Here is a 25017-nt window from a genome sequence, read left to right as displayed (position 1 = left end):
AAAGCGAGTCCGAACAGGGCGCTGTAGTAGCACGCTCAAGACCCGAAGCGGAGTGATCTAGCCATGGGCAGGTTGAAGCGGCTGTAAGAGGTCGTGGAGGACCGAACCCACCAGGGTTGAAAACCTGGGGGATGACCTGTGGTTAGGGGTGAAAGGCCAATCAAACTCCGTGATAGCTGGTTCTCCCCGAAATGCATTTAGGTGCAGCGTCGTGTGTTTCTTGCCGGAGGTAGAGCACTGGATAGGCGATGGGCCTTACCGGGTTACTGACCTTAGCCAAACTCCGAATGCCGGTAAGTGAGAGCACGGCAGTGAGACTGTGGGGGATAAGCTCCATGGTCGAGAGGGAAACAGCCCAGAGCATCGACTAAGGCCCCTAAGCGTACGCTAAGTGGGAAAGGATGTGGAGTCGCAGAGACAACCAGGAGGTTGGCTTAGAAGCAGCCACCCTTGAAAGAGTGCGTAATAGCTCACTGGTCTAGTGATTCCGCGCCGACAATGTAGCGGGGCTCAAGCGTACCGCCGAAGTCGTGTCATTGCAGCGTGAACGTCCCCAACGGAGGCTGTGATGGGTAGGGGAGCGTCGTGTGCCGGGTGAAGCTGCCGCGTAAGCGAGTGGTGGACGGTTCACGAGTGAGAATGCAGGCATGAGTAGCGATTCACACGTGAGAAACGTGTGCGCCGATTGACTAAGGGTTCCTGGGTCAAGCTGATCTGCCCAGGGTAAGTCGGGACCTAAGGCGAGGCCGACAGGCGTAGTCGATGGATAACCGGTTGATATTCCGGTACCCGCTGTGAAGCGTCAAACATTGAATCCAGTGATGCTAAGCCCGTGAAGCCGCCCTGATCTCTTCGGAGTTGAGGGGAGTGGTGGAGCCGGTGACCCAGGCTGGTAGTAGGTGAGTGATGGGGTGACGCAGGAAGGTAGTCCATCCCGGGCGGTGGTTGTCCCGGGGTAAGGGTGTAGGACGTTGGGTAGGTAAATCCGCCTGGCACATAGTCTGAGACCTGATGCCGAGCCGATTGTGGTGAAGTGGATGATCCTATGCTGTCGAGAAAAGCCTCTAGCGAGTTTCATGGCGGCCCGTACCCTAAACCGACTCAGGTGGTCTGGTAGAGAATACCGAGGCGTTCGGGTGAACTATGGTTAAGGAACTCGGCAAAATGCCCCCGTAACTTCGGGAGAAGGGGGGCCACGCTTGGTGATCACTTTTGCAGTGTGAGCTGGGGGTGGCCGCAGAGACCAGCGAGAAGCGACTGTTTACTAAAAACACAGGTCCGTGCGAAGCCGTAAGGCGATGTATACGGACTGACGCCTGCCCGGTGCTGGAACGTTAAGGGGACCGGTTAGCTGACTTTCGGGTTGGCGAAGCTGAGAACTTAAGCGCCAGTAAACGGCGGTGGTAACTATAACCATCCTAAGGTAGCGAAATTCCTTGTCGGGTAAGTTCCGACCTGCACGAATGGCGTAACGACTTCTCGACTGTCTCAACCATAGGCCCGGTGAAATTGCATTACGAGTAAAGATGCTCGTTTCGCGCAGCAGGACGGAAAGACCCCGGGACCTTTACTACAGTTTGATATTGGTGTTCGGTTCGGCTTGTGTAGGATAGGTGGGAGACTGTGAAGCGGCCACGCCAGTGGTTGTGGAGTCGTTGTTGAAATACCACTCTGGTCGTGCTGGATGTCTAACCCGGGTCCGTGATCCGGATCGGGGACAGTGTCTGATGGGTAGTTTAACTGGGGCGGTTGCCTCCTAAAGAGTAACGGAGGCGCCCAAAGGTTCCCTCAGCCTGGTTGGTAATCAGGTGGTGAGTGTAAGTGCACAAGGGAGCTTGACTGTGAGACCGACGGGTCGAGCAGGGACGAAAGTCGGGACTAGTGATCCGGCGGTGGCTTGTGGAAGCGCCGTCGCTCAACGGATAAAAGGTACCCCGGGGATAACAGGCTGATCTTCCCCAAGAGTCCATATCGACGGGATGGTTTGGCACCTCGATGTCGGCTCGTCGCATCCTGGGGCTGGAGTCGGTCCCAAGGGTTGGGCTGTTCGCCCATTAAAGCGGTACGCGAGCTGGGTTTAGAACGTCGTGAGACAGTTCGGTCCCTATCCGCTGTGCGCGTAGGAATATTGAGAAGGGCTGTCCCTAGTACGAGAGGACCGGGACGGACGAACCTCTGGTGTGCCAGTTGTTCTGCCAAGGGCATGGCTGGTTGGCTACGTTCGGGAGGGATAACCGCTGAAAGCATCTAAGCGGGAAGCCTGCTTCGAGATGAGTATTCCCACCTCCTTGAGAGGGTAAGGCTCCCAGTAGACGACTGGGTTGATAGGCCGGATATGGAAGCCCTGTAAGGGGTGGAGTTGACCGGTACTAATAGGCCGAGGGCTTGTCCTCAGTTGCTCGCGTCCACTGTGTTGGTTCTGAAACCACGAACAACCACACACTGCCCCCGCCTTTTGTGCGGTGTGGCGGGGTGGTTGACGGTTTTATAGTGTTTCGGTGGTCATAGCGCGTGGGAAACGCCCGGTTACATTCCGAACCCGGAAGCTAAGCTGCGTAGCGCCGATGGTACTGCAAGGGGGACCTTGTGGGAGAGTAGGACGCCGCCGAACAATTATTGTGGGGAAGCCCCGCACCATTCACTTGGTGCGGGGCTTTTCCGCGTTTACAGGCAGGTCCTGGCAGGCGTTACGGCGCGGCGGGAGAATTCTCTCCGCCGCGCCATGACGCCGCTTGCTCAGAAGGTCTCCTGCTCGATGTGTTCCAGGAAGCTGCCCGGCTTCGTGTCACGCTTGTAGGTCAGCTTGTGTATGAAGGACTGGTCGAGCAGTTCCTGGAGGCGCTCTTCGGTGAACGGGTCGTGCATGGCACGCTGCAGGGCGTGCGGGGGGTGCGAGCTGATGTCGGGGGTGCGGTCCCAGACCTGGGTGAACTCGGGGTCCAGGTAGTAGAGGGACTCGAAGAGGTGGTGGTTGAAGTAGTAGTTGACGTCGATGTCCCTGCGCCGCCAGTACTCGCACAGTCCCTGGTAGACCATGCCCGTGATGTAGTTCCCGGGCTTGGAGGCAATGAACCAGTTCGATATGAGGGCGTCGTGGTAGCGGAACGCGAAGAAACCCGAGTTCAGTAGCTCGGGCAGGCGGTCGGTCACCGACTCGGTCACCAGGCAGGTCGCGTCCAGCCAGGCCCCGCCGTAACGGTGGAGCAGTGCGAAGCGGGCGACGTCCGCGAAGTGCGCGCGGTTCTTGGAGGCGTGCGCGTAGACCTCGTGCGGAAGGTCCACCAGCTTGCGCAGCCCGCTGAGATCGAGGTCCACGATCTCGCCTGCGTGCATCTTCTCCAGCCTGCGTCGGCAGGAACGCACGACGGGCGGGGCGTCGTCGAAGCCCTGCTCCCAGAAGACGAAGAGCTTCGGTGCCCCTTCGGTCTCCACAGGTCCCATCGTCCGCACCCGGCGCTTCAGCTCGGGCAGGTGGTCGTTCACGAAGCGGGCCATGATCCGCCGGTGCTTGAACCGTTGCGGTTCCGAGTTCACGAGCTGCCGGTCCACCGGGAGAGCGGTGGGATCGTGGGCGATGGCCTGGAGGTACACCCACGAGGCGTGCTTCAGCTCCCGGTGCTTCTCCAGGGCCTCGCCGACTTCGTAGAGGCGGTGAACATCCAGGCCCGGCCTGCGGGGATCGAGCCCCAGCGTGGCCGGCTCGGCTGCAGCGGGGGGAGTGGGACGGCGAAGAATTGGGCGCATGACAACAATTATGGGCCATGTGTGAAAGTCACACCGGGGCACGGGGTCTCCGGGCTACGTAGGACCCGCCGCTCCGCACATACCCCAGGGACCTTGACGGTCACGGTAGTTGAGGCCCTTCAGAGGCGCCCGGGGGCCGCCGGACGGTGTGTGCTCGCGGCGGTCAGGTCGAGGTCGAGGGACTCGCGGCGGATGCGTTGGTCGACGTAGAGGAGCACCGTGACGCCGGCGGTGAGGGGGAAGGCGAAGGTGGTGGAGGCGATCATGCCGACGCCCACGAAGAGCGAGAAGGCGAGGCCGCCGGTCGAACTGCTCCCTTCCGAATCCGTGAAACCGACCAGCAGGCCGAGGACATCGAAAGGGAGCGCGATGACGAACTGGGCCACCGAAGCGATGACCCCGGTCAGCAGCAGGATGCCGAACGTACGCCACCAGGCGCCGTCGACCAGTTTCGCCGAGCGACGCATCGCGTCCACGATGCCCTGACGCTCCAGGACGAGCGCGGCCGTGCTGAACGACAGCCGGATGTACAGCCATACCGCGAGGACCACCCCGGCGATGACGCCGAGGATCGTGAGGCCGTCGCCGCCTCCCGCCGTGTTCACGAGGAGACCCGGGACCAGGCATACGAGGACCGCCGCCGCCATGACGAGGGCCACCAGCACCGTCAGCCCGAGCAGCTTCCAGAAGCGCGGACGCGCCTCGCGCCAGGCACCCTTCAGACTCAGGGGGCGGCCGAGTACCGCGTGGCTCGCCACCGACGTCAGCATCCCCACCGCCAGCGTCGAGCCGAGGAGCGAGACGAGCTGGGCGGGGAGCGAGCTGAGGCCGTAGGTGCCCGCGGTGGCGTCGGACGTCGTTTCCCGCACAGCGAGGGTGACGCCCGTGACGAGGACCGCGGTGCCGAGCGAGATGCCCAGCACCGCCCGCCAGTGCGAGCGCATCATGCGGAAGGCACCGCCGAGGATGTCCCCGAGGTCGAGCGGGCGCAAGGGGATGATCCCGGGGCGCGGCGCGAGAGGCGGACCGCCCCACCCGGGCCCGCCCCACCCAGGCCCGCCACCCCACCGGGGACCACCGCCCCCACCGGGACCGCCCGGCCCCGGGCCGCCCCAGCCCGGTCCGCCCGCCTCCGCGCCCCCGTGGTCCCACCTGCTGGGCCCCGCCCCGTGCGCCCCGCCCCGGCCCCGCTGCCCCGGTATCGCGTCGGGCCGGGCGCCCGGCCCGGCGCCGGGGCTCTCCGGCCGCTCCTGGCCCGTACCGTCCTGGCTCGGTGGAGGTGCCGAGCGCTCGTGCGGGGGTGGGGCGGGGGCCGGGGAGCCCGGTGGGGGGTTTTCGGGCAGGGCGGGGTCAGGGGTGTCCGTCATCGACGCTCCTTCGTGGGTGGTGCCGGGTCCGCTCAGGGACGGTGGCGTGGCCACATCGTGTCACGCGAACAGGTGAGTCGACGGGGCTGGCGAGCGGGCGGAAAGGGTGGTCTCCGGCGGCTTCTGCCGGGCCCGTCGAGGAGGGCAGACTGGGGGAATGGCCGAAGAGTCCCCCGTACCGCAGGCACCACCGTCCCCGCGATCCGAGCAGTCACCCTCCGTGCTGCGCTGGTCCGAGCCGCCCGAGGGGCCCGTCGTGGTGCTGCTCGACCAGCGGCGGCTGCCGGAGGAGGAGGCCGAACTCGTGTGCACCGACGCGCCCGCGCTCGTCGAGGCCATCCGCTCGCTCGCCGTGCGCGGGGCCCCGCTGCTGGGGATCGCCGGGGCGTACGGCGTCGCGCTCGCCGCCGCGCGCGGCTTCGACGTGGACGAGGCGGCCGACGCGCTCGCCTCGGCGCGGCCCACGGCGGTGAACCTGGCGCGGGGTGCACGGCGGGCGCAGCGCGCCTTTCGTGCCGCGCGGGCGGCGGGAGCGGACCGTGCCGCCGCGGCCGGTGCGACGCTCGCCGAGGCGCGGGCGCTGCACGCGGAGGACGCCGCGGCCTCGGCGGCGATGGCCGCGCACGGCGCGGAGCTGCTCGACGGGCTGCTCCCGGGCGGCGGCCACCGGCTGCTCACGCACTGCAACACCGGGGCGCTCGTCTCCGGGGGCGAGGGCACGGCCTTCGCCGTGGCGCTCGCCGCGCACCGCGCGGGGCGGCTGCGCAGGCTGTGGGTGGACGAGACGCGGCCCCTGTGGCAGGGGGCGAGGCTGACCGCGTGGGAGGCGGCGCGGCGCCAAATGGCGTATACCTTGCTCGCGGACAACGCAGCCGGTTCGCTCTTCGCGGCCGGTGAGGTGGATGCCGTGCTGATCGGGGCGGACCGGATCGCGGCGGACGGGGCGGTGGCGAACAAGGTGGGCAGTTATCCGCTCGCTGTGCTCGCGCACCACCACCGGGTGCCGTTCGTCGTCGTCGCACCGCTGTCCACGGTGGATCTCGCCACGGAGAACGGGGCGGCGATCGAGGTGGAGCAGCGGGCCGGGCACGAGGTGACCGAGGTGCGGGGGCGCGGGGGTCTCGCGGTGCCGCTGGCGCCGCTCGGGACGCGGGCGTACAACCCCGCGTTCGATGTCACACCGCCCGGACTGATCAGCGCGATTGTCACGGAGGCCGGGGTCGTGACCCCGGTGACGGCGGAGGGACTGGCGGCTCTGTGTGCCAGTTCACGTCAGGCAACGATGAGCTAATGGGATGATGTCAGTCATGAAGGGACGAGTCCTTGTCGTCGACGACGACACCGCACTGGCCGAGATGCTCGGCATCGTGCTGCGTGGTGAAGGTTTCGAGCCGTCGTTCGTCGCGGACGGCGACAAGGCGCTGGCCGCCTTCCGCGACACCAAGCCCGATCTGGTGCTGCTCGACCTGATGCTGCCCGGCAGGGACGGCATCGAGGTCTGCCGGCTGATCCGCGCCGAGTCCGGCGTCCCGGTGGTCATGCTCACGGCGAAGAGCGACACGGTGGACGTCGTGGTCGGCCTGGAGTCGGGCGCCGACGACTACATCGTCAAGCCGTTCAAGCCCAAGGAGCTGGTGGCCCGTATCCGGGCCAGGCTCCGCAGGTCGGAGGAGCCGGCGCCCGAGCAGCTCACCATCGGTGACCTCGTCATCGATGTCGCGGGGCACTCGGTCAAGCGCGAGGGCCAGTCGATCGCGCTGACGCCGCTGGAGTTCGACCTGCTCGTCGCGCTCGCGCGCAAGCCGTGGCAGGTCTTCACCCGCGAGGTGCTCCTCGAACAGGTCTGGGGCTACCGCCACGCCGCCGACACGCGGCTGGTCAACGTGCACGTCCAGCGGCTGCGCTCCAAGGTCGAGCGCGACCCCGAGCGTCCCGAGATCGTCGTGACGGTGCGCGGCGTCGGCTACAAGGCCGGACCGAACTGACATGGCCGGGGACTGACATGACCAGGGGAAGCGCCGCACGATCCGCAGAGCCCGGCAGGTTCGGCCGGATCGTCGCCCAGGGCCGTGCCCTCGGCGGGGGCGTGGGTGCCAACGGCAGCCCGTTCCTGCGGCTCTTCTCACGGTGGGTGCGGCGGCCGTTGCTGCCCGTGGCCCGGCTGTGGCGCCGCAATCTCCAGCTGAAGATCGTCGCGACGACGCTGCTCATGTCGGTCGGCGTCGTGCTGCTGCTCGGCTTCGTCGTCGTCGGGCAGGTCCGCAACGGGCTGCTCGACGCGAAGGAGAAGGCGGCGCAGAGCCAGGCCAGCGGTGGCTTCCTCGTCGCGCAGCAGAAGGCGAACGCGGAGGGTCCCGCGACGGGCGCGGCGGCCGACGGCACCTCGCGGGGCGACGCGCAGGAATCGGGGACGGACGGCCGGCAGAACGCCAGCAGCTGGATGTCCGAACTCGTCACGCAGCTCGCCAGCGGCGGCCAGGGCTCCTTCGACGTCGTCGCGCTCGGCGCGGGCCCCGACACCGACACGACCGCGCGCAGCCCGCGCTCCTCGGGGCAGGTCCTGCCGCTGGAGAGCGTGCCCGCCTCGCTGCGGCAGGAGGTCGCGCACGGCACGGGCGCGTACCGCTCGTACACCCGCATCGTGTACGAGGCGGGCGCCCCCCGCTCCGCGCTCATCATCGGGCGCCAGGTCAACGACCTCTACGGCCAGCCCTACCAGCTCTACTACCTCTTCTCGCTCGACCAGGAGGCGAAGACCCTCAGCCTGGTCAAGACGACGCTCGCCACGGCCGGGATGTTCGTCGTGGTGCTGCTCGGCGCCATCGCGTGGCTCGTCGTGCGGCAGGTCGTCACGCCCGTGCGGATGGCCGCCTCGGTCGCCGAGCGGCTGTCGGCGGGCAAGCTCCAGGAGCGGATGAAGGTCACCGGCGAGGACGACATCGCGCGCCTCGGCGAAGCCTTCAACAAGATGGCGCAGAGCCTCCAGCTCAAGATCAGGCAGCTCGAGGAGCTGTCCCGCATGCAGCGCCGCTTCGTCAGCGACGTCTCGCACGAGCTGCGCACGCCGCTCACCACGGTGCGGATGGCGGCCGACGTGATCCACGAGGCGCGCGCCGACTTCGACCCCGTCACCGCGCGCTCCGCCGAACTCCTCGCCGATCAGCTCGACCGCTTCGAGTCGCTCCTCGCCGACCTCCTGGAGATCAGCCGCTTCGACGCGGGCGCCGCGGCGCTGGACGCGGACGCGGTGGACCTGCGCCTCGTGGTGCGGCGGGTCGTGGACGGCGCGCTGCCGCTCGCGGACCGCAAGGGCAGCCGGGTGCTCGTCGTGGGCGACGAACAGCCCGTCGTCGCCGAGGCCGACGTGCGCCGCGTGGAGCGGGTGCTGCGCAACCTCGTCGTGAACGCCGTCGAGCACGGCGAGGGCCGCGACGTCGTCGTACGGCTCGGAGCGGCGGGCGGCGCGGTCGCGGTGGCGGTACGGGACTACGGCGTGGGCCTGAAGCCGGGCGAGGCCACCCGGGTCTTCAGCCGCTTCTGGCGCGCGGACCCGGCGCGGGCGCGGACGACGGGCGGTACGGGCCTCGGCCTGTCGATCGCCCTGGAGGACGCGCGGCTGCACGGCGGCTGGCTCCAGGCGTGGGGCGAGCCGGGCGGCGGCTCGCAGTTCCGCCTCACGCTGCCGCGCACGGCGGACGAGCCGCTGCGGGGTTCGCCGATACCGCTGGAGCCGGAGGACTCGCGGGCCGCCGCCGCGCGCAGGGCCGCGGACGGGGCTCCCGCTGCGGAGCCGGGCCGGCGCACCGCCGCCCCGGTGGAGCCGCCCGCGCTGCCCTCGGCGGTACGGGCCCCCGCCACGCGGCGCGGTCCCGTCGCGGCCGACCCGACGGCGCTGCCGGGAAGCGGCGCGCGCGTGGTGACGCGGGCGCGGCGCGCGGAGGACGCGACGCGAGGGGGCGGGAGCGCGGCGGAGCGGGACGCGGAGTCCCCACGGGAGCGCGGCGACGAGGGAGTACGGGGGACGGACGCCGCGCGGGAGACGGATTCCGTACGGGAGACGGATGCGCGGCGGGAGACGGGCTCCGCGCCGGAGACGGGTGCCGTGCGGGACGACGGTGATCCCGTGCGGGACGGGAGCGAGAGGGAGGCCGAGGTGCGTCATGCGCGGTGAACGGGATCGTCGGACGGCTGCCGTCCCCACGCCCTCCGGCCACTCCGCCCCGCCCGCCCCGGCCGTGCCCGGTCCCCGCCGTCGCTGGGGTGGCGGACTCGTGCTCGCCACCGTCGGGGCGCTCGTCGCCGGGTGTGCCTCGATGCCGGACCACGGGGACGTGCAGCCGGTGGACTCCTCGACGCGCAACGACCCGCGCGTGCGGGTCTTCGGCGTCGCGCCGAGGGATGGGGCGCGACCGATCGAGGTCGTCGACGGCTTCCTCGAAGCGCTCACGAGCGAGGACAGGGACTACGCCGTCGCGCGCAAGTACCTCACCGAGAAGGCGTCCGAGGACTGGCACCCGGGCAGCGGCACGACGGTCCTCACCGACAGCGCCCTGGCGAACCCCTCGCGCGGGACGCCCCCGAACGAGGCCGACGACGCGGAGCGGGCGACGAGTTACACGTACGTCCTGACCGGCAAGAAGGTCGCGACGGTGGACGACCGGCTCTCGTACCACCCGAGTGATGCCACGTACCAGGAGACCGTGCGGCTCGTGCGGACGGGCAAGGACAAGAAGGAGTGGCGCATCGACCGTCCTCCGACCGGCGTCGTGCTCGGCAAGAACGACTTCCAGCGGCTGTACTGGCCCGTCAACAAGTACTACTTCGCCGCGCGCGGCGAGGCGGGCCGCCAGCCCCTCGTCGCCGACCCCGTGTACATCCGCTCGTGGGAGGACTCGGTCACGCAGACGGTCAGGGCGGTGCTCGACGGCCCCTCGGGGTGGCTCGGCGGCGTCGCGCGGAGCAGCTTCCCCGACGGGGTCGCGCTGCGCCGCGGCACGACCGCGCTCGTGCCCGACGACGACAACCGGCTCACCGTGCCGCTCGACGTGAACCGCGGCGACGTGAGTGCCGCCGAGTGCCGGAAGATGGCGACGCAACTGCTGTACTCGCTGCGTGACTTGGCGTCCACCAGCGTCAAGATGGTCGAACTGCGCGCGCGCAAGGGCTCGTTGTGCACGCTCGACGAGGACGAGGCCGACGCGGTGGTCCGGCAGGGCGGCGGCAAGTCGGGGCAGCCCGGCCAGTACTACCTGGACAAGGACCACCGGCTCGTGAACTTCGACGACGCCGACGACGACGGCGTGCCCGGCGGGGTGCCGGGCCCGCTCGGCACGGGCGACCAGGAGCTGCGCTCGGCCGCCGTCTCGCGCGACGAGAAGTACGCGGCCGGGGTCTCCCTCAACGGCGACCGGCTCTTCGTCTCGGCCCTCGCGGGGACGGGTGAACTGCGCTTCACGGGCGTGCGGAGCAAGGCCGCCGACGAGAAGGACCGTCTCTCGACGCCCAGTTGGGACGGCTTCGGCGACCTGTGGGTGGCCGACACGGACCCGGGGAACCCGCGCCTGATGTGGGTGCGCAAGGGCTCGGCCGATCCCGTCGAGGTGAAGGTCGCGGGGCTCGGCGAGGGGGACCGGATCGAGGCGGTGCGGGCCTCGTCGGACGGGGTGCGGATCGCGCTGCTCGTCCGCGAGGGCAAGCAGACGACCTTGCGGATAGGGCGCGTCGAACGCGTCGGCGAGGGCGAGGCGACGAAGATCTCGATCGGCGGACTGCGCGCCGCCGCACCGCAGTTGGAGGAGGTCACCGCGATGTCCTGGGCGGGTGGCAGCCGCCTCGTCGTCGCGGGCCGCGAGGAGGGCGGGGTGCGGCAGCTCCAGTACGTGCTGAGCGACGGCTCCGTCCCGCCGAAGTCGACCCTGCCCGGCCTCAACGGCGTCACCGACATCGCCGCGGCGGACGACCCGAGCCTGCCGCTCATCGCCCACTCCTCGGACGGCATCGTGCGGCTCCCGGCGGGGATGAACTGGGAGACGGTGTCGAAGCAGGGGACGGGGCCTTTCTACCCGGGGTGAGGTGAGGAGGCGGCGTGCCGCCCTGTGCGGGCGAGCGCCTGGACCCCTGGCCGCCCTCCCGGGGCCCCCGCGCCTCCCCGCCTCTGCCGCGCCTTCCGGGTCCGGGGCCGCCGCGCCCGTAGGCTCGCTGCATGAGCGCTCACGGCCCCCTCCTCGTCCACCATCTCGGCGTGTTCGTCACCGATTTCGCGGCGGCGGAAGAGTTCTGGACGGCGGCACTCGCCCCGCTCGGCATCGTCCCCGGCTACCGCGCGGACGGCCTGGCCGAGTACTGGCACGACGGCCACGACACGCCCTCGCTCGCGTTGCAGCACGTCACGGAACCGGCCGCCGAGACCCGCGGCCTCCACCTCGCCTTCGCCGCGAGGACCCACACCCAGGTCGACGCCTTCCACCGCGCGGCCCTCGCCCACGGCGGCGCGGACCGGTACGCGCCGCGGCACTGGGAGGAGTACCGGGCGTACTGCGCCTTCGTGAGCGACCCGGTGGGCAACAACGTGGAGGCGCTGGTGAAGGACGAGCGCGGGTAGCGGGGCCGAGGCGGCGGGGGTGCGGCGGGATCAGCGCGTACGGTCGGCGACGGCGCCCCGGCCGGGGAAGAGCCGCGCGGCCTTCTCGCCGGCCTGGTAGTCCTCGCGCACCCCTTCGACCGAGAGGATCAACGAGTCGGCGTGCGCGGTGCGCAGCGGAAGGATCTCGCGGTACTCCGGCGAGTCGTACCACTCCCGCGCCCTGACGAGGTCGGGGAACTCCAGGATCACGAGGTCGCCGTCCCACGAGCCCTCGTGGACGGTGGCGCGCCCGCCGTGCACCAGGAAGCGACCGCCGTACGGTGCCATCGTGGAGTCGATCCGCTCCATGTACTCGGCGATGTCGGGGCAGACCTCGACGTTCCGCAGGTGGCCGATCATGTAGGCGCGCGGCGCGTCGACTCCGCTGTCCTGCCGGGGCGTTCGGGTGTGGTGCGTCATGGTCGTCTCCCTCGTGTTCCGGGCGGGTCCCTCCCGCTCGGGCCTGTGCCCCGATCCTGGCCGCGCCCGTCCGGCGCCGCCATGACCTCACAGGTCAAGACGGCCCGGGGGTCCGTACACTCGCGGGCATGAGCGTCCGAGCCGAAGCCAGCCCGGTGGGCGCGCTGTTGCGCACCTGGCGCGAGCGACGCCGTTACAGCCAGCAGGAGTTGTCGGACCGCTCCGGCGTCTCGACGCGGCACCTGAGCCGGGTGGAGACGGGCAAGGCGCGCCCGACGCCGGAGATGCTGGTCCACCTCAGCGAGAACCTGGACCTGCCCCTGCGCGAGCGCAACCGCCTGTTGCTGGCCGGGGGTTACGCGCCGCGCTACCGGGACCGCCACCTGACCGACGCGTCGAGCGCCGCCGTCATGGACGGCCTGCGCGCCCTCCTCGACGCCCACCGCCCGTACCCCGCGCTGCTCCTGGACGAGTACTGGGACATCGTGGACGCCAACGCCGCCGTCGACCGCCTGCTCACCGGCTGCGCGCCCGCGCTCCTGGAGCCGCCCGTCAACGTGGTGAGGCTCGCCCTGCACCCGGACGGGCTCGCCGGGCGGATCGCCGATCCGGCGGAGTGGGGCGGGCACCTGCTGCGTCAGATCGACCACCGCGCCGAACGCACCCACGACGCGAGGCACCACGCGCTGGCGGCGGAGATCGCCGGATACCTGGAGGCCGTCCCGGGCGGACGGAGCGGCGACGGGGACGCGAGCCGGGGCGCCGCCGCGCCGGCCGGACCCGTGCTGAGCCTCGACCTCACCCTGGACGGCACGCCGCTCCGCTTCTTCAGCACCTCGGCGACCCTGACCACCGCGACGGACGCCGCCCTGGCGGGACTGCACCTGGAAACGTTCCTGCCGGTGGACGGGACGACCAGGCGGTGGCTGGAGACCCCGGCGGGGGAGGGGGTGTAGGCGGGGGCGGGGGTGCCGGGGGCCGCGCGGCGTCGCCGTCCGCACCGTGGGCGATGCCGCGCGCCCATCCCTTGGCGGCGCCCCGTCCACATCGGGAACGGCCTCCGTTCACACCGTGAGTCTGACCGCCTCGATCCATGAGTCGTTGTCGTGGGTGCCCGCGTAGGTGAAGTCGAAGCCGGCGCCCGGTTGGTCGCAGGCGAGGCCGAGCCAGGTGTCGTCGTGGACGTAGGAGGACTGGCAGACGGCGCCCTTGCCGCGGTCGACGCTGACGGCGAAGCCCAGCATGGCGGGGGCGTCCTCCTCGGTGCTGCCGACGTAGTCGTCCTCGCCGTCCACGGCGTTCACGAAGGGGTCGGGGAAGGTGCCCTCGCCGTTGGTCGACGCCGGGTCGTGGACGAAGACGCGGCCGGTGGTGCCGTTGGTCCCGGCGACGGCGAGGTCGGCGGCCGTGAGCGGTGTCCCGGAACCCGGCGTACCGGCTGTCTCGCCGTCGCACACCGGGTCGGTCCAGCCCTTGCCCCGCACATGGACCCGGTAGCAGATGTGCCGTCCGCCCGGGTCCTTCGCCGCCAGTTCCCGTACGGCCGTCGCCGCGGTCCTCTCGGGTGCCTTCTCCGGCGCCTTCGACTCCTTCTCGCCGGAACCGCCGCCCGTCCCGGTCTCCTGTCGCGGCTCGGTGGCTGCGGGGGGAGCGGAGGAGGCGGCGGGCGGGGCCTTCGGCGCCTCCGGGGTCGGCGACGGGGAGGGCGGCAGGGTGCTGACGCCCGCCTGCTGGAGCTGCTCGGTGGCGGCGGTGAGGACCTGGGGCTTGTAGGCCATCCACAGCATCACGAAGGTGATCGCCAGCGCGACGAGGACGCCGAGGCAGGCCGCCAGCCAGCGCGGCGCGACGGCCCGCTGCACGTACGTGCCCTCCACGTCGAGCGGCGCCACGCCCGAGCGCCGCACCGCCAGCGTGAAGGGGCGGCGCTCGGCCGAGCCGAACCACGTGGTCTGCCGGGGCCTGAGCGTCGTCTCGATGAAGGCCGCACGGCCCGGCTCGATCTGTACGTTGCCCGGACGGATGTCGTACGAGAGCTGGTCGCCGTTGTCGCTGCCGTTCACCGACGCGGTCAGCTTGACGTTGCCGAGATTGTCCACGGCGAGTCGCGGACGGCCCCGGAACCGGCCCTTCACGGTCGGCGGGACCAGCTCGGCCCGCACCTCCTCGAACGGCGTGACCGTGATGTTCCCCTCGGGGACCGTCGCCGCCTCCGGGTGCTCCGTCGGCGTGATCCGCACCGCGTACGGGTGGGGTCCCGCCGCCGCGTCGGGCGTGCGCGGCGGGGCGAAGTCCAGACGTACCGTCCCCGTCGTGCCCGGGTACAACCGCAGCGACGGCGGTTCCACGACGGTCCAGGGCGCGAGCGCGCCCACCGCCTCGAAGCGGTACTCGTCCACCACGTCACCGGTGTTGCGCAGGCGCAGGCGCACGGTCGTACTGCCACCCGGGTCCACAGTCGCGGAGGCGGGATCGAGGGAAGTCCACAGGCTCACTCCCGGACTCTACGGGCGGCGCCGACGCGCCGTCAGGTGCCCCGGGGGCAAGGTGCGTGCCCGAAGAGGCGGACCGTATGCCGCCTGCTGCGCACGGGCGTTGGCGCGGGGACCGTACGCGCGCGGGCTGATGATCCGGCTTCGCCTGTGGACAACTCGGCGGTTTCTGTAACGGCGCTCACTCTTCCGGGTGGGGCGTGTGACGGGTTTCGGGAGTCTGTCCACAGATCTGCTGTGGTGGGGGTTCGGGGGGTGCGGGCGGGGGATCGTGGGGGGTGTGGACGGGTGGTGGAGCGTGGTGGCCGAGCTGATGCTGCCCGCGGAGTGCTTCGGGTGCGGCTCGGCCGGGGCGCTCGCGTGCGGTGGGTGCCGGGAGGTGCTGGACGGGACGGAGGTGCGAAGGGTGCGGCCCGAGCCGTCGCCGCCCGGCTTGCCGGGGGTGAGCGCGGCGGTCGCTTACGAGGGAGTGGTGCGGACGTTGTTGCTCGCGTACAAGGAGCGGGGCGCCCTGGGGCTCGCCGGGCCGCTCGGCGGCGCGCTCGCCGCGGCGGTGCGGCACGGGGTGACGCGTGCGGACCGGGGCGCGGGCCCGGTCGTGCTCGTGCCGGTGCCCTCGGCGGCTCGGGCGGTACGGGCCAGGGGGCACGACCACGTGCTGCGGCTCGCGCGGGTCGCCGCGGGGCGGCTGCGGGCCGAGGGGTGCGCGGCGCGCGTCGTCCCCGCGCTCGCCCTGGGCCGGGAGGTACGGGACCAGGCGGGGCTCGGCGCGCGGGAGCGGCGGGCCAATCTCGCGGGGGCGGTACGCGTGCGGGCCGGGGCCGTTCGGCTCTTGCGCGAGGTCCCCGGCCGTACGACGGTCGTGCTGGTCGACGACCTCATGACGACCGGTTCGACGATTGCCGAGGCCGCGCGCGCATTACGCGCGGCAGACGTGGAAGGAGTGCAGCGAGGAGATCGTTCGATCCGTCCCGGAGGGGCGGGAGAAAGGATCACGGGGGCCGTCCGGGCGGCCGTCGTCGCGGTTTCTCCGCGCGCCTTCGAAATAAACCGGAAGTGAGCGAGAATTTAGGTTTTCGCAGGCGGGGAGGGGCGTAATTCGCCTGAACGGAGGTATCACCCGGCAGCGGGTGCCGTTTGGCCACCGGGCGAGATATGTTCGGAGGTGGGAAGGCCACCGGCCGTACGGCCGAAGGTTCTCCCGTGCGAGATGTCGCCCCTCGTCAAGAAGGCGTGGCCCTGGTGGGAACGAGTCACCGGGGTGGAGGAGGTGGAGGTTCACCGTGTCCGGGGCTTCCGGGAATTCCGGGGGCCTGGTGCAAGTGGGAGTTTCTCCGCAACGGGCGGAGTGAATCCGGGAACGGAGTTCTGCGTGGACATCGACATCGTCGTCAAGGGTCGCAAGACCGAGGTGCCCGAGCGGTTCCGCAAGCATGTGGCCGAAAAGCTGAATGTGGAGAAGATCCAGAAGCTCGACGGCAAAGTGATGAGCCTGGACGTCGAGGTGTCCAAGGAACACAATCCGCGGCAGGCCGACCGCTGCGACCGCGTGGAGATCACGCTGCGCTCGCGCGGTCCGGTGATCCGCGCCGAGGCGTGCGCCGCCGATCCGTACGCGGCCCTCGACCTCGCGGTCGCGAAGCTCGCCGCCCGGATGCGCAAGGAGCACGACAAGCGCCGTACGCGGCGCGGCAGCGAGCGGCTGACCGCGGCCGAGGTCGCCGAGCGCGTGCCGGGCACCGCGGGGCTCAACGAGGACGGCAGCTTCGCCGAGCCGGAGCCCGAGAGCGACGGCGGCGTGCCGACGAAGAAGGTCGGCTCCCTGGAGGTCCAGGGCGACGGGCCGCTCGTGGTCCGCGAGAAGACGCACCTGGCGGCCCCGATGTCGCTCGACCAGGCGCTCTACGAGATGGAACTGGTGGGTCACGACTTCTACCTCTTCGTCGACGCGGAGACGAAGGAGCCGAGCGTGGTCTACCGGCGGCACGCCTACGACTACGGCGTCATCCACCTGTCGAGCGACCCCATGGTGGCCAAGGCCCCTGAGCCGGCCGGCGCGGGTGGCGCGCTGGGCGGCCAGGAGAGCTGAGCCGCCGCGCGCGAGCCCTCGGGGTGCGAACCCCCCGGCGGGCGGGCGTCCTTCGGCGGGCCGGAGTCCCGCGACCGTTGACCGGTCGCGGGACTCCCGCGTGTGCGGGCACGGGCGGCGGGGTGCGTGGTGAGCGCCCGCGCGCTGCCGGGACTCCCGCGTGTGCGGGCACGGGCGGGCGTGGAGCGCGCGGGGGCGCGGGCGGGCGCGAGGGCTACGTTCCGTACGCCGGTTCTGGTCGATGCCCCTGGTGTGCGCTGATGCGCCCCCAGGGCTTCAAGCCAGGGTCCGGAGCGGCCCACGGGGAGGGCGGGACGTGGAATCATTGGCCGGACCGGCCAACCGGCCCGCAGCCGCACCCGGTTGAGTCGGCCCATTCAGTCGTGGCTTCAGGGGGAAGAGACGATGGCGGACAGCTTCGGGCCGAGGCGGGACGCGGAAGCCGGGGGTGCCTCCGGCGGCTTCCGGCCCGACGAGGACGAACCGAGGCCCCGCGCCGAACCGATCCGGGTCCTGGTCGTCGACGACCACGCGCTCTTCCGGCGCGGTCTGGAGATCGTGCTCGCCACGGAGGAGGACATCGAGGTCGTCGGCGAGGCCGGGGACGGCTCCGAGGCCGTGGAGAAGGCGACCGACCTGCTGCCCGACATCGTGCTCATGGACGTCCGGATGCCCAAGCGCGGCGGTATCGAGGCGTGCACGGCGATCAAGGAGGTCGCCCCCAGCGCGAAGATCATCATGCTGACGATCAGCGACGAGGAAGCGGACCTCTACGACGCCATCAAGGCCGGGGCGACGGGCTACCTCCTCAAGGAGATCTCCACGGACGAGGTCGCCACCGCGATCCGCGCCGTCGCGGACGGGCAGTCGCAGATCAGCCCCTCGATGGCGTCGAAGCTGCTCAGCGAGTTCAAGTCGATGATCCAGCGCACCGACGAGCGCCGTCTCGTCCCCGCCCCCCGGCTCACCGACCGCGAGATGGAAGTCCTCAAGCTCGTCGCGACCGGGATGAACAACAAGGACATCGCCAAGGAACTCTTCATCAGCGAGAACACGGTGAAGAACCACGTGCGGAACATCCTGGAGAAGCTGCAACTGCACTCGCGGATGGAAGCGGTGGTGTACGCGATGCGGGAGAAGATCCTCGAAATCCGCTGAGGGCGCCCGCGTTCGCCGATGGAGGTCTCCTCCGCCGCGTGCGCCCCGTCCGTCGACGGCCTTCCCTCAGCCCGCCTCGGGGGATCAAGTACCGGTGAGGTCGAGGGTCACCCCGGACAGCGGGCAACTGACGCACGCCAGTACCTGGCCCGCCGCCCGCTGCTCCGGCGTGAGGCAGGTGTGGTCGGGCTGCGCGACCTCGCCGCCGCGCACGCGCACCACGCACTCGCCGCACGAGCCAACCGTGCACGAGTACGGCAGGGGCAGCCCCGCCGCGAGACCGGCGTCGAGCAGGGTCTGGCCGGGTTCGACCACGGCGGTCCCGACGACGTTCCCGTCCCTCTCGACCCTCAACTCCTGGGGTGCCGCCGTGGGCGCGGTGGTGACGCTGCCGCTGAAGCGCTCCCGGTGCACCCGCTCGTCCGGCACGCCGAGTTGGCGCAGCACCTCCCGCGCGGTGTCCATGAGGGCTTCCGGGCCGCAGGCGAAGTGGTGGGCGGTGTCCGTCAGCGGCAGGCCGGTCAGCCAGTGGTGGAGGCGCCCGGCGTCGAGCCGTCCCTCGCGGCCTGTGAGGACGTGGGTGACGGCCAGCCGGTCCGGGTGCTCCTTCTCCAAGCGGGTCAAGTCGGCCTCGAAGACGACCTCTTCGAGGCTGCGGCTGCTGTAGAGCAGATCGATCCTGCCGGGCGACGCGGGATCGGACAGCCGGGCGCGGATCATGCTCATCATGGGCGTGATGCCGCTGCCCGCCGCGAGGAGCACCAGGTGTGCGGGGGCCCGCTCCGGGGCGTGGAAGGCACCGGAGGGGCCGCGCAGCGCGAGGTGGTCGCCGGGGCGCAGCTCGCGGTGGGCGTGCGTGGAGAACCGCCCGCCCTCGACGTGCTTGACGGTGAGCTCCAGCCGGGTGGCGCCCGGCGCCGAGGAGGCCGAGTAGGCGCGCCGTACGGGGTGGCCCGCGAGGTCCGTGACCACGGTGAAGAACTGCCCGGGGCGGAAGTCGAACGGGCGGGGCTCGTCGGCGGCGTCCTCCAGCACCAGGGTGCGGACGGTGGGGGTCTCCTGCCGGATCTCGCGGACGCGGACGGGCCGCGGCGGGCTCTCCGCCGTGCCGCCGTCCCCCGGTTCGCCGCGGCGGGCGACGGCGGGGGCGCGGGCCTCGTCGTAGCCCTCCTTGCGCAGCCCGGACACGTACGCCCGGTCCATCACCTTCCGCATGAGCCTGCTCAGGCCGGGGAGGGCGGTGACGAGTTCGAGCAGTCGTGCCGAGCGCCCGGACTCGGCCGCGTTGGCGGCCAGGTGGGCGCTGCCCAGGGCCATCATGTCGGGTGCCGCGGCGCCGCTCAGGCGGGCGTCGGGGCTCCACAGGCGGGCACGCGAGACGGCGTCGTTGCCGCGCACCTCCGCCTCGTCCACGTCGACGAGGAGGGCGAGGTGCGGGGGCAGGCCGCGCAGCGCCAGGGTCTCCAGCAGCTCCGCGTCGTCGGTGATCGCCGCGCGCCCGCTGAGGTGCAGGACGCCGGTGCGGCCGGGGACGAGGGCGGCGAGTGCGAGCCGGTCGTCGCGCAGCAGGTTGTGCAGGGTGTCCGCGCGTTTGTTGCCCTTGCGGTCGGCCAGCACCAGGGTGTGTCCGTCCAGGACGCGCGCCACCGTGTGCCGGTCGCCGCGCGGGCTGGTGTCGCTGCCGCCCTTCCTGTCCCAGGTGGAGACGGCCAGGAAGGGCGAGGCGGCGAGGAAGTCGCCGACGCCCGGACCGGCCAGGGGCCCCTCGCCGGGGACCCGCCCCACGGCGGGGGAGGGCGCGCGGGGCGGCTCCCACAGGCCGGAGCGGATGACGGCCTGCGCGCAGTGCACGTACGCCTCGGCGACGTCCACGGCCGTCTCCCCGTTCCTGAGCGTCGACGCCGTGCCGTTGACGCGCAGCACCTCGCCGACGCCGGGCAGCAGGAAGAACAGCGAGACGGGGCCGGGTGCGACGGCCGCCCCGGGGACGGGGAGGGAGAACCGCCGCGCGGAGTGGACGCGGGCGAAGCCGGGGGTGCCCCCGACGAACGTGGTGCGGGCGGTGCCGTCCGCGTCGCGGAAGCCGAGGGCCGCCACGGGGCTGCGGGCGAGGACGGTGCGGCATCCCGCGTCCAGGGCGCTGATCTGCTTCTTCGTGATCAGCGCGGCCGGGCGGCCGAGGACCGCCTCGACCTCCGTCACGGAGGTGAGCCGGTGCCTCGCGTCCGGCTCGGAGCTGTGCTGTCGCATGAGACCTCTCTCAGCCGGGGGTCGACCGGCCCAGTCGCCAGTAGCCGCAGAAGGTGACGTCCCGCTTGGGTATGCCGCGCTCGCCCACCAGGTGCCGCCGGACGCCCGTGGCGAGCCGGGACTCGCCCGCCACCCACGCGTAGAGGGGCCCCTCGGGCAGTGCGGCGGCGCGGACCGCCTCCAGGACGCGGGCACCGGGGCTCTCGCCGTCGCGGCTGAGCCAGTGGACGCGCACCCCGGGTGGCGTGGACACGGACCGGATGTCGTGTGCGGCGGCCACCTCCACGAAGACCTCGGCGGGTGAAAGGCCCGGGTCGCTCTCCAGGATCGACAGGACGGCCGGGAGCGCGCTCTCGTCGCCCACCAGGAGCCGCCCCCGGGCGTGCGCGGGCGGCCGGTACATCGTGCCGAGGTCGAAGATCCCGGCGAGATCGCCCGGCCGGACCCGGCGCACCCACGAGGTCATGGGCGAGCCGCCGTGGAGGGCGAACTCGATGTCGAGTTCGTCCTCCTCGGGCCGCAGGCTCCGGATGGTCAGGTTGCGCACCCACGGACGGGACGCCTTCGGCATCAGCAGGACCTGCGCCATCCACCGCTCGCTCGACGCGGTCGGCATCCTCAGCTCGCTCTGTCCCTCCCGGGGGAAGAAGAGCCGGACGGCCTGGTCGGCCCCCGCCGGCACGAGGTGCCGTACGCCGGGACCGCCCAGGGTGACGCGGGCGAAGCCGGGCGAGACCGGTTGGCACCCTCGTACCTCCAGGGTGATCATCCTGCGCTCCTCGGGGAGGCTCACCCGGGGGATCACAGCGGCGCTCCCGGGACGAGGTTCCTCTTGTTTCCGCAGCTCATGACAGTATTCTGAGCAAAAGCTCAGCTATTCGCTACTCGCTTTTCCCCGGTCAGAAAGGGCAAGGGATGGCTCCCCCCGACCGCCGCCTCACCCCACGTCGCAAGCCCCGGCAGGTGCGCGCCGAGCTGACGCGCGAGCGCATCCTCGGCGCGGCTGCTCACGTTTTCGCCGAGTACGGGTACGCCGCCGGCACCACCAACCGGATCGCCGAGCACGCCCGCATGTCCATCGGCTCGCTGTACCAGTACTTCCCGAACAAGGACGCGATCCTCGCCGAGCTGCTGGTCCGGCACATCGACCGCGGCGCGTGGGCGGGGGCCGAGGAGCCGGACACGACCTCCGGCAGCCTGGAGGACGTGGTCCGGTCCCTCGTCCGCGACGCGATCGACCACCATCGCGACGGCCCGCAGCTCCTGCGGATCATGATCGAGGAGGCGCCCGTCTCCCCCGCCCTGAGCGAAGCGATCGAGCGGCACGGCGCGGCCCGGGTGGCCCAGGTGCGCGAGGTCTTCGCCCGCCACCCGGACGTCCGCGTGCGGGATCTCGACATGGCGGCGGAACTCGTCATCGGGGCGGTGGAGTTGAACACCCACATGCTCATGGCGGCCCCGAACCCCCCGCAGGTCGAGAGGCTGGAGGCGGAGCTGGTCGCCATGATCACCCGCTACCTGGGCGGGGACCGGTCAACGGAGGAGGAGCGGGGGAGCGACCCCCGGTAGGGCCGGTGTCCTCGGGAGACCCGGTGGCGCGGGTCGTCCGGTCGTTCCGGAGCGGAGGTTGTTCCGCCGGGCCGCCCTACTCCGGCGCGGTGCGCAGCCGCGTCGCCGTGCGGACCAGGGCGGCCAGGGGGCGGGAGCGGCTGGGGGCGGGCCAGGCGATCACCGTGGTGATGGGCGGGGCGTCGAGGACCGGGACGGCGACGTGCTCGGGCCACTGCCAGGCGCGGCTCGACGCGGGGATGACGAGCAAGGTCATGCCGAGGGCGACGAGCTGGGCGAGCTGGGACTGGGTGCGGACCTCCGGTCCCGGGCCGTCCGGGTACGTCCCGTCGAGCCGCGGCCAGCGGGCCATCGGGAGGCCGGGGACGTCACTGACCTCCGCGAGCGTGAGGTGGGGGCGGGCCGCGAGGGGGTGCGTCGCCGGGAGGATCGCGACCTGGCCCTCGGTGTGCAGGTCCTCCGTGTCGAAGCCGGTGAGGTCGTCGACCGGGCGGTGCATGAGCGCGGCGTCCGCACGGCCGGTACGGAGCAGCCGGGCCTGTTCGCCGACCTCGCACAGCTGGACCTCGACCGGGGGGACATCCGGCTCACGCTCCGCCGCGTCCAGCAGCGCGCGCAGCACGTCGTGCGAGGCCCCCGCCTTCGTCGCGAGCACGAGGCCCTGCTCCGCGGCCCCCGCCCTGCGGGTACGGCGCGCCGCCGCCGCGACCGCGTCGAGCGCCGCCCCCGCCTCCGTACGCAGCACCTCGCCCGCCGCCGTGAGGGTCACGCCGTGGCGGTCCCGGTCGAGCAGGCGGACGCCGAGGCGGTGTTCGAGCTGCCGGATCGCGCGGGAGAGCGGGGGCTGCGTGATGCCGAGCCGCTCGGCGGCTCGCCCGAAGTGCAGTTCCCCGGCCACGGCGAGGAAGTACCTCAGCTCGCGGACCTCCACGTCCCCGGCGGCGTCGTCCATGCGGACAGCCTAGGCGGACGGTGATACCGGGCGGGTATCACGGCTGGCCGAAGCGGTATTGGACGCGCTCGCGCGGCCCGTCGAGCATGGGGTGCATGAGCGAATCGACGAAGACCGCGCTGGTCACCGGCGCGAACAAGGGAATCGGCCTGGCGATCGCGCGGGGCCTCGCGGACCTCGGCTTCACGGTCGCCGTGGGGGCGCGGGACGAGGCGCGGGGAGCGGCGGCGGCGGAGTCGCTGCGGGCCGAGGGAGCGCGCGCCTTCGCGGTCGCGCTCGACGTCACCTCCGAGGAGAGCGTCGCCGCCGCCGCGCGGACCGTGGCGGAGGAGGCCGGGCGGCTCGACGTCCTCGTCAACAACGCGGGGATCAGCGGCAGTACCGAGGACGGCGCGCAGGACCCGACGACACTCGACCTCGACGTGGTCCGCACGGTCCTCGACACGAACGTCTTCGGCGTGGTCAGGGTGACCAACGCGCTGCTCCCGCTGCTCCGGCGCGCGCCGTCGCCGCGCATCGTCAACGTGTCGAGCACCATGGGCTCGCTGAGCCTGCGCACCGGCCCCGTCCTGGCCGCGTACGCGCCCTCGAAGACGATGCTCAACGCCCTCACGACGCAGTACGCGCGCCGCCTCGCCGATACCCCGGTTCTCGTCAACGCCTGCTGCCCCGGCTGGGTGGCCACTGATTTCACCGGCCACGAGCCGGACCGCACCCCGCGGGAGGGCGCCGCGATCGCCCTCCGCCTCGCGACGCTCCCGGACGACGGGCCGCGCGGGGGCTTCTTCGACGACGGGGGAGTGGTGCCGTGGTGACGGGACGGGGCGCCTCAGGCGCCGGGCCCGGCCGACCGGCTCCGCGTGCCCGGCCTGCCCGGTTCCGCCTGCTCGGCTCACACGGCCTGCACGGCTCGGCCCATCCGCCCCGCCAGGGCTGTCCGGTTCACCCGCCCCGTCCAGCTCCGCCTGCCCGTCCGCGCCGTGCCCGTGCCGCTGCCGCTCAGACCTCCGCCCCCTCCAGCCGTGCCGTGAGCGCCCGCGTCGCCTCCCGCTCCAGCGGCTCCCGCAGCTCCGGCGGGTCCACGCGGTCCACGCGGACGCGGGTGCAGCCGACCCACGTGGCCGCCTCCGCCAGGGCCTTCGCCGTGCCCTCGACGGCCTTGCGCGGGGTCGCCGTGCCCGGGACGTCGCCGCCCAGGGTGACCTGGCGGGCGACGAGGGTCGTGCCCTCGCGGGCCGGGTCGACGCGGGCGATCAGCCGGCCGCCGGAGAGGACCGGCATGGCGAAGTAGCCGTGGACGCGCTTCGGCTTCGGCACGTACGCCTCCAGGCGGTGCGAGAAGCCGAACAGGCGCTCCGCGCGGGCGCGTTCCCAGATCAGCGAGTCGAAGGGGGACAGGAGCGTCGTGCGGTGGCGCCCGCGCGGGCTCGACTCCAGGGCCTCCGGGTCGGCCCACGCGGGCTTCCCCCAGCCCTCGACCCGTACGCGCACCAGGCCGCAGTCCTCGATCACCGCGTCGAACTGCTCGGTCTTCAGGCGGTGGTAGTCGGCGAGGTCGGAGCGGGTGCCGACGCCGAGCGAGCGGGCCGCGAGGCGGATCAGGCGGCGCACGCACTCCAGGTCGTCCAGGTCGTCGTGGAGCAGCTCGGCGGGGATCGCCCGCTCCGGCAGGTCGTAGACCCGGCGCCAGCCCGTACGCCGCACGCAGACGACGTCCCCGTACGTGAGCGCGCGCTCGACCGCGACCTTGGAGCCCGACCAGTCCCACCACTCGCCGCCGTTCTTCGCGCCGCCCAGCTCCGTCGCCGTGAGCGGGCCCTCGTCGCGGAGCTGTGCGAGGACCTTCTCGTACGCGCCGGGCGGCACCTCGTGCCCCCACAGCGGGCGGTCGCGGTAGGCGCGGCGGCGGAAGGCGAAGTGCGGCCACTCCTCGACGGGCAGCACGCAGGCCGCGTGCGACCAGTACTCGAAGGCGTGCGCGGGGGCCTCGGGCGGCGCCCAGTACGCGGACTCGACGGCCTGGCGGCCGATCGCGCCGAGGCGCGCGTACGGGACCAGCTCGTGCGAGCGGGCGAGCACCGAGATCGTGTCGAGCTGCACCGCGCCGAGGTGCCGCAGCACACCTCGCGCGCCCGCGCGCCGGTCGGGGGCGCCGAGGAGGCCCTGGGCGCGCAGCGCGATGCGGCGGGCCTCGTCGGCGGAGAGGGGGAGCGGCTGCGTCGTCATGCCGTGCAGCCTAGGACGGGGGACCGACACCGGGGCACCGGCGCGAAGGCCGCCCCGGGACCGCCGCGCGGGGGCGCCGGCGCCGCGTACCGTCTCCCCGGTGTTCCCTCGCACAGGCCGGGCAGGGA

19 protein-coding genes and 2 rRNA genes (1 of these 21 running past the window's edge) are annotated in these 25017 nt (G+C 71.8%); 13 read left to right on the top strand and 8 right to left on the bottom strand.

All coding sequences use genetic code 11. The features are described from left to right. Both STTU_RS11770 and rrf read left to right on the top strand, forming a co-directional pair. Positions 1-2393 (top strand): 23S ribosomal RNA (locus tag STTU_RS11770); it begins 732 nt to the left of the window's first position. Positions 2394-2494: 101 nt separating this feature from the next. Further along, positions 2495-2611: ribosomal RNA gene (gene rrf / locus STTU_RS11765) — 5S ribosomal RNA — on the top strand. A 125-nt stretch (positions 2612-2736) separates the two neighbouring features. Here the strand turns inward: rrf and STTU_RS11760 are convergent. After that, positions 2737-3744: a putative capsular polysaccharide synthesis protein gene (locus STTU_RS11760; RefSeq protein ID WP_007822959.1), complete on the bottom strand. Its 1008-nt coding sequence runs from the start codon at positions 3742-3744 to the stop codon at positions 2737-2739. A 119-nt stretch (positions 3745-3863) separates the two neighbouring features. Further along, the gene (locus STTU_RS11755; RefSeq protein ID WP_007822958.1) at positions 3864-4736 is read right to left on the bottom strand and encodes a glycerophosphoryl diester phosphodiesterase membrane domain-containing protein; all 873 of its coding nucleotides are present in this window, start codon (positions 4734-4736) and stop codon (positions 3864-3866) included. A 532-nt stretch (positions 4737-5268) separates the two neighbouring features. Between STTU_RS11755 and mtnA the strand changes: the two genes are divergently transcribed. The 5 genes from mtnA to STTU_RS11730 all read left to right on the top strand — a co-directional run bounded on the left by mtnA (position 5269) and on the right by STTU_RS11730 (position 11712). Further along, positions 5269-6402 (top strand): S-methyl-5-thioribose-1-phosphate isomerase, encoded by a 1134-nt coding sequence (mtnA, locus tag STTU_RS11750; RefSeq protein ID WP_007822957.1) that lies wholly within the window; start codon positions 5269-5271, stop codon positions 6400-6402. Between the two features lie 4 nt (positions 6403-6406). Then, positions 6407-7096: a two-component system response regulator MtrA gene (gene mtrA, locus STTU_RS11745; protein WP_007822956.1), complete on the top strand. Its 690-nt coding sequence runs from the start codon at positions 6407-6409 to the stop codon at positions 7094-7096. Between the two features lie 17 nt (positions 7097-7113). Then, positions 7114-9282, top strand: coding sequence for an MtrAB system histidine kinase MtrB (gene mtrB / locus STTU_RS11740; RefSeq protein WP_078518966.1), 2169 nt, complete (start codon positions 7114-7116; stop codon positions 9280-9282). A 64-nt stretch (positions 9283-9346) separates the two neighbouring features. Further along, complete coding sequence (locus STTU_RS11735; RefSeq protein ID WP_007822954.1) at positions 9347-11182, top strand: LpqB family beta-propeller domain-containing protein; 1836 nt, start codon at positions 9347-9349, stop codon at positions 11180-11182. A gap of 131 nt (positions 11183-11313) precedes the next feature. Next, positions 11314-11712, top strand: a complete 399-nt coding sequence (locus STTU_RS11730) for a VOC family protein (RefSeq protein WP_007822953.1) — start codon at positions 11314-11316, stop codon at positions 11710-11712. A 30-nt stretch (positions 11713-11742) separates the two neighbouring features. On the opposite strand, the gene STTU_RS11725 is transcribed toward STTU_RS11730, so the two are convergent. Continuing rightward, positions 11743-12153: a DUF1330 domain-containing protein gene (locus STTU_RS11725; protein ID WP_007822952.1), complete on the bottom strand. Its 411-nt coding sequence runs from the start codon at positions 12151-12153 to the stop codon at positions 11743-11745. A gap of 155 nt (positions 12154-12308) precedes the next feature. Between STTU_RS11725 and STTU_RS11720 the strand changes: the two genes are divergently transcribed. Beyond that, positions 12309-13109, top strand: a complete 801-nt coding sequence (locus STTU_RS11720; protein ID WP_007822951.1) for a helix-turn-helix domain-containing protein — start codon at positions 12309-12311, stop codon at positions 13107-13109. Positions 13110-13217: 108 nt separating this feature from the next. On the opposite strand, the gene STTU_RS11715 is transcribed toward STTU_RS11720, so the two are convergent. Then, entirely contained in the window at positions 13218-14648 is a 1431-nt protein-coding gene (locus STTU_RS11715; RefSeq protein ID WP_043254916.1) for a hydrolase, read from the bottom strand. A 277-nt stretch (positions 14649-14925) separates the two neighbouring features. On the opposite strand from STTU_RS11715, the gene STTU_RS11710 reads away from it, so the two are divergent. The 3 genes from STTU_RS11710 to STTU_RS11700 all read left to right on the top strand — a co-directional run bounded on the left by STTU_RS11710 (position 14926) and on the right by STTU_RS11700 (position 17892). After that, a complete protein-coding gene (locus tag STTU_RS11710) occupies positions 14926-15705 on the top strand; it encodes a ComF family protein (protein ID WP_234019219.1) in 780 nt (259 codons plus the stop codon). Between the two features lie 318 nt (positions 15706-16023). Further along, positions 16024-16734, top strand: coding sequence for a ribosome hibernation-promoting factor, HPF/YfiA family (gene hpf, locus STTU_RS11705; protein WP_037884361.1), 711 nt, complete (start codon positions 16024-16026; stop codon positions 16732-16734). 405 nt (positions 16735-17139) lie between these two features. Beyond that, positions 17140-17892, top strand: a complete 753-nt coding sequence (locus STTU_RS11700; protein WP_007822946.1) for a response regulator — start codon at positions 17140-17142, stop codon at positions 17890-17892. 84 nt (positions 17893-17976) lie between these two features. Here STTU_RS11700 and STTU_RS11695 read toward each other — a convergent pair whose 3' ends face one another. Both STTU_RS11695 and STTU_RS11690 read right to left on the bottom strand, forming a co-directional pair. Further along, positions 17977-20142 carry a 2Fe-2S iron-sulfur cluster-binding protein gene (locus STTU_RS11695; protein WP_007822945.1) on the bottom strand — a complete coding sequence of 722 codons (2166 nt, stop codon included), beginning with the start codon at positions 20140-20142 and terminating at the stop codon, positions 17977-17979. Between the two features lie 10 nt (positions 20143-20152). Next, positions 20153-20911: a siderophore-interacting protein gene (locus tag STTU_RS11690; RefSeq protein WP_052862490.1), complete on the bottom strand. Its 759-nt coding sequence runs from the start codon at positions 20909-20911 to the stop codon at positions 20153-20155. A gap of 146 nt (positions 20912-21057) precedes the next feature. Between STTU_RS11690 and STTU_RS11685 the strand changes: the two genes are divergently transcribed. Next, entirely contained in the window at positions 21058-21711 is a 654-nt protein-coding gene (locus STTU_RS11685) for a TetR/AcrR family transcriptional regulator (protein ID WP_007822943.1), read from the top strand. Between the two features lie 76 nt (positions 21712-21787). Here STTU_RS11685 and STTU_RS11680 read toward each other — a convergent pair whose 3' ends face one another. Beyond that, entirely contained in the window at positions 21788-22663 is an 876-nt protein-coding gene (locus STTU_RS11680; RefSeq protein WP_007822942.1) for a LysR family transcriptional regulator, read from the bottom strand. Between the two features lie 95 nt (positions 22664-22758). On the opposite strand from STTU_RS11680, the gene STTU_RS11675 reads away from it, so the two are divergent. After that, positions 22759-23478, top strand: coding sequence for an SDR family oxidoreductase (locus STTU_RS11675; RefSeq protein ID WP_007822941.1), 720 nt, complete (start codon positions 22759-22761; stop codon positions 23476-23478). Between the two features lie 184 nt (positions 23479-23662). Here STTU_RS11675 and STTU_RS11670 read toward each other — a convergent pair whose 3' ends face one another. Continuing rightward, positions 23663-24889, bottom strand: a complete 1227-nt coding sequence (locus tag STTU_RS11670; protein WP_007822940.1) for a winged helix-turn-helix domain-containing protein — start codon at positions 24887-24889, stop codon at positions 23663-23665. Positions 24890-25017 lie beyond the last annotated feature (128 nt).

The sequence above is a fragment of the Streptomyces sp. Tu6071 genome (assembly GCF_000213055.1).
GTDB lineage: Bacteria > Actinomycetota > Actinomycetes > Streptomycetales > Streptomycetaceae > Streptomyces > Streptomyces evansiae.
This window is presented reverse-complemented; position numbering and strand designations above follow the sequence as displayed.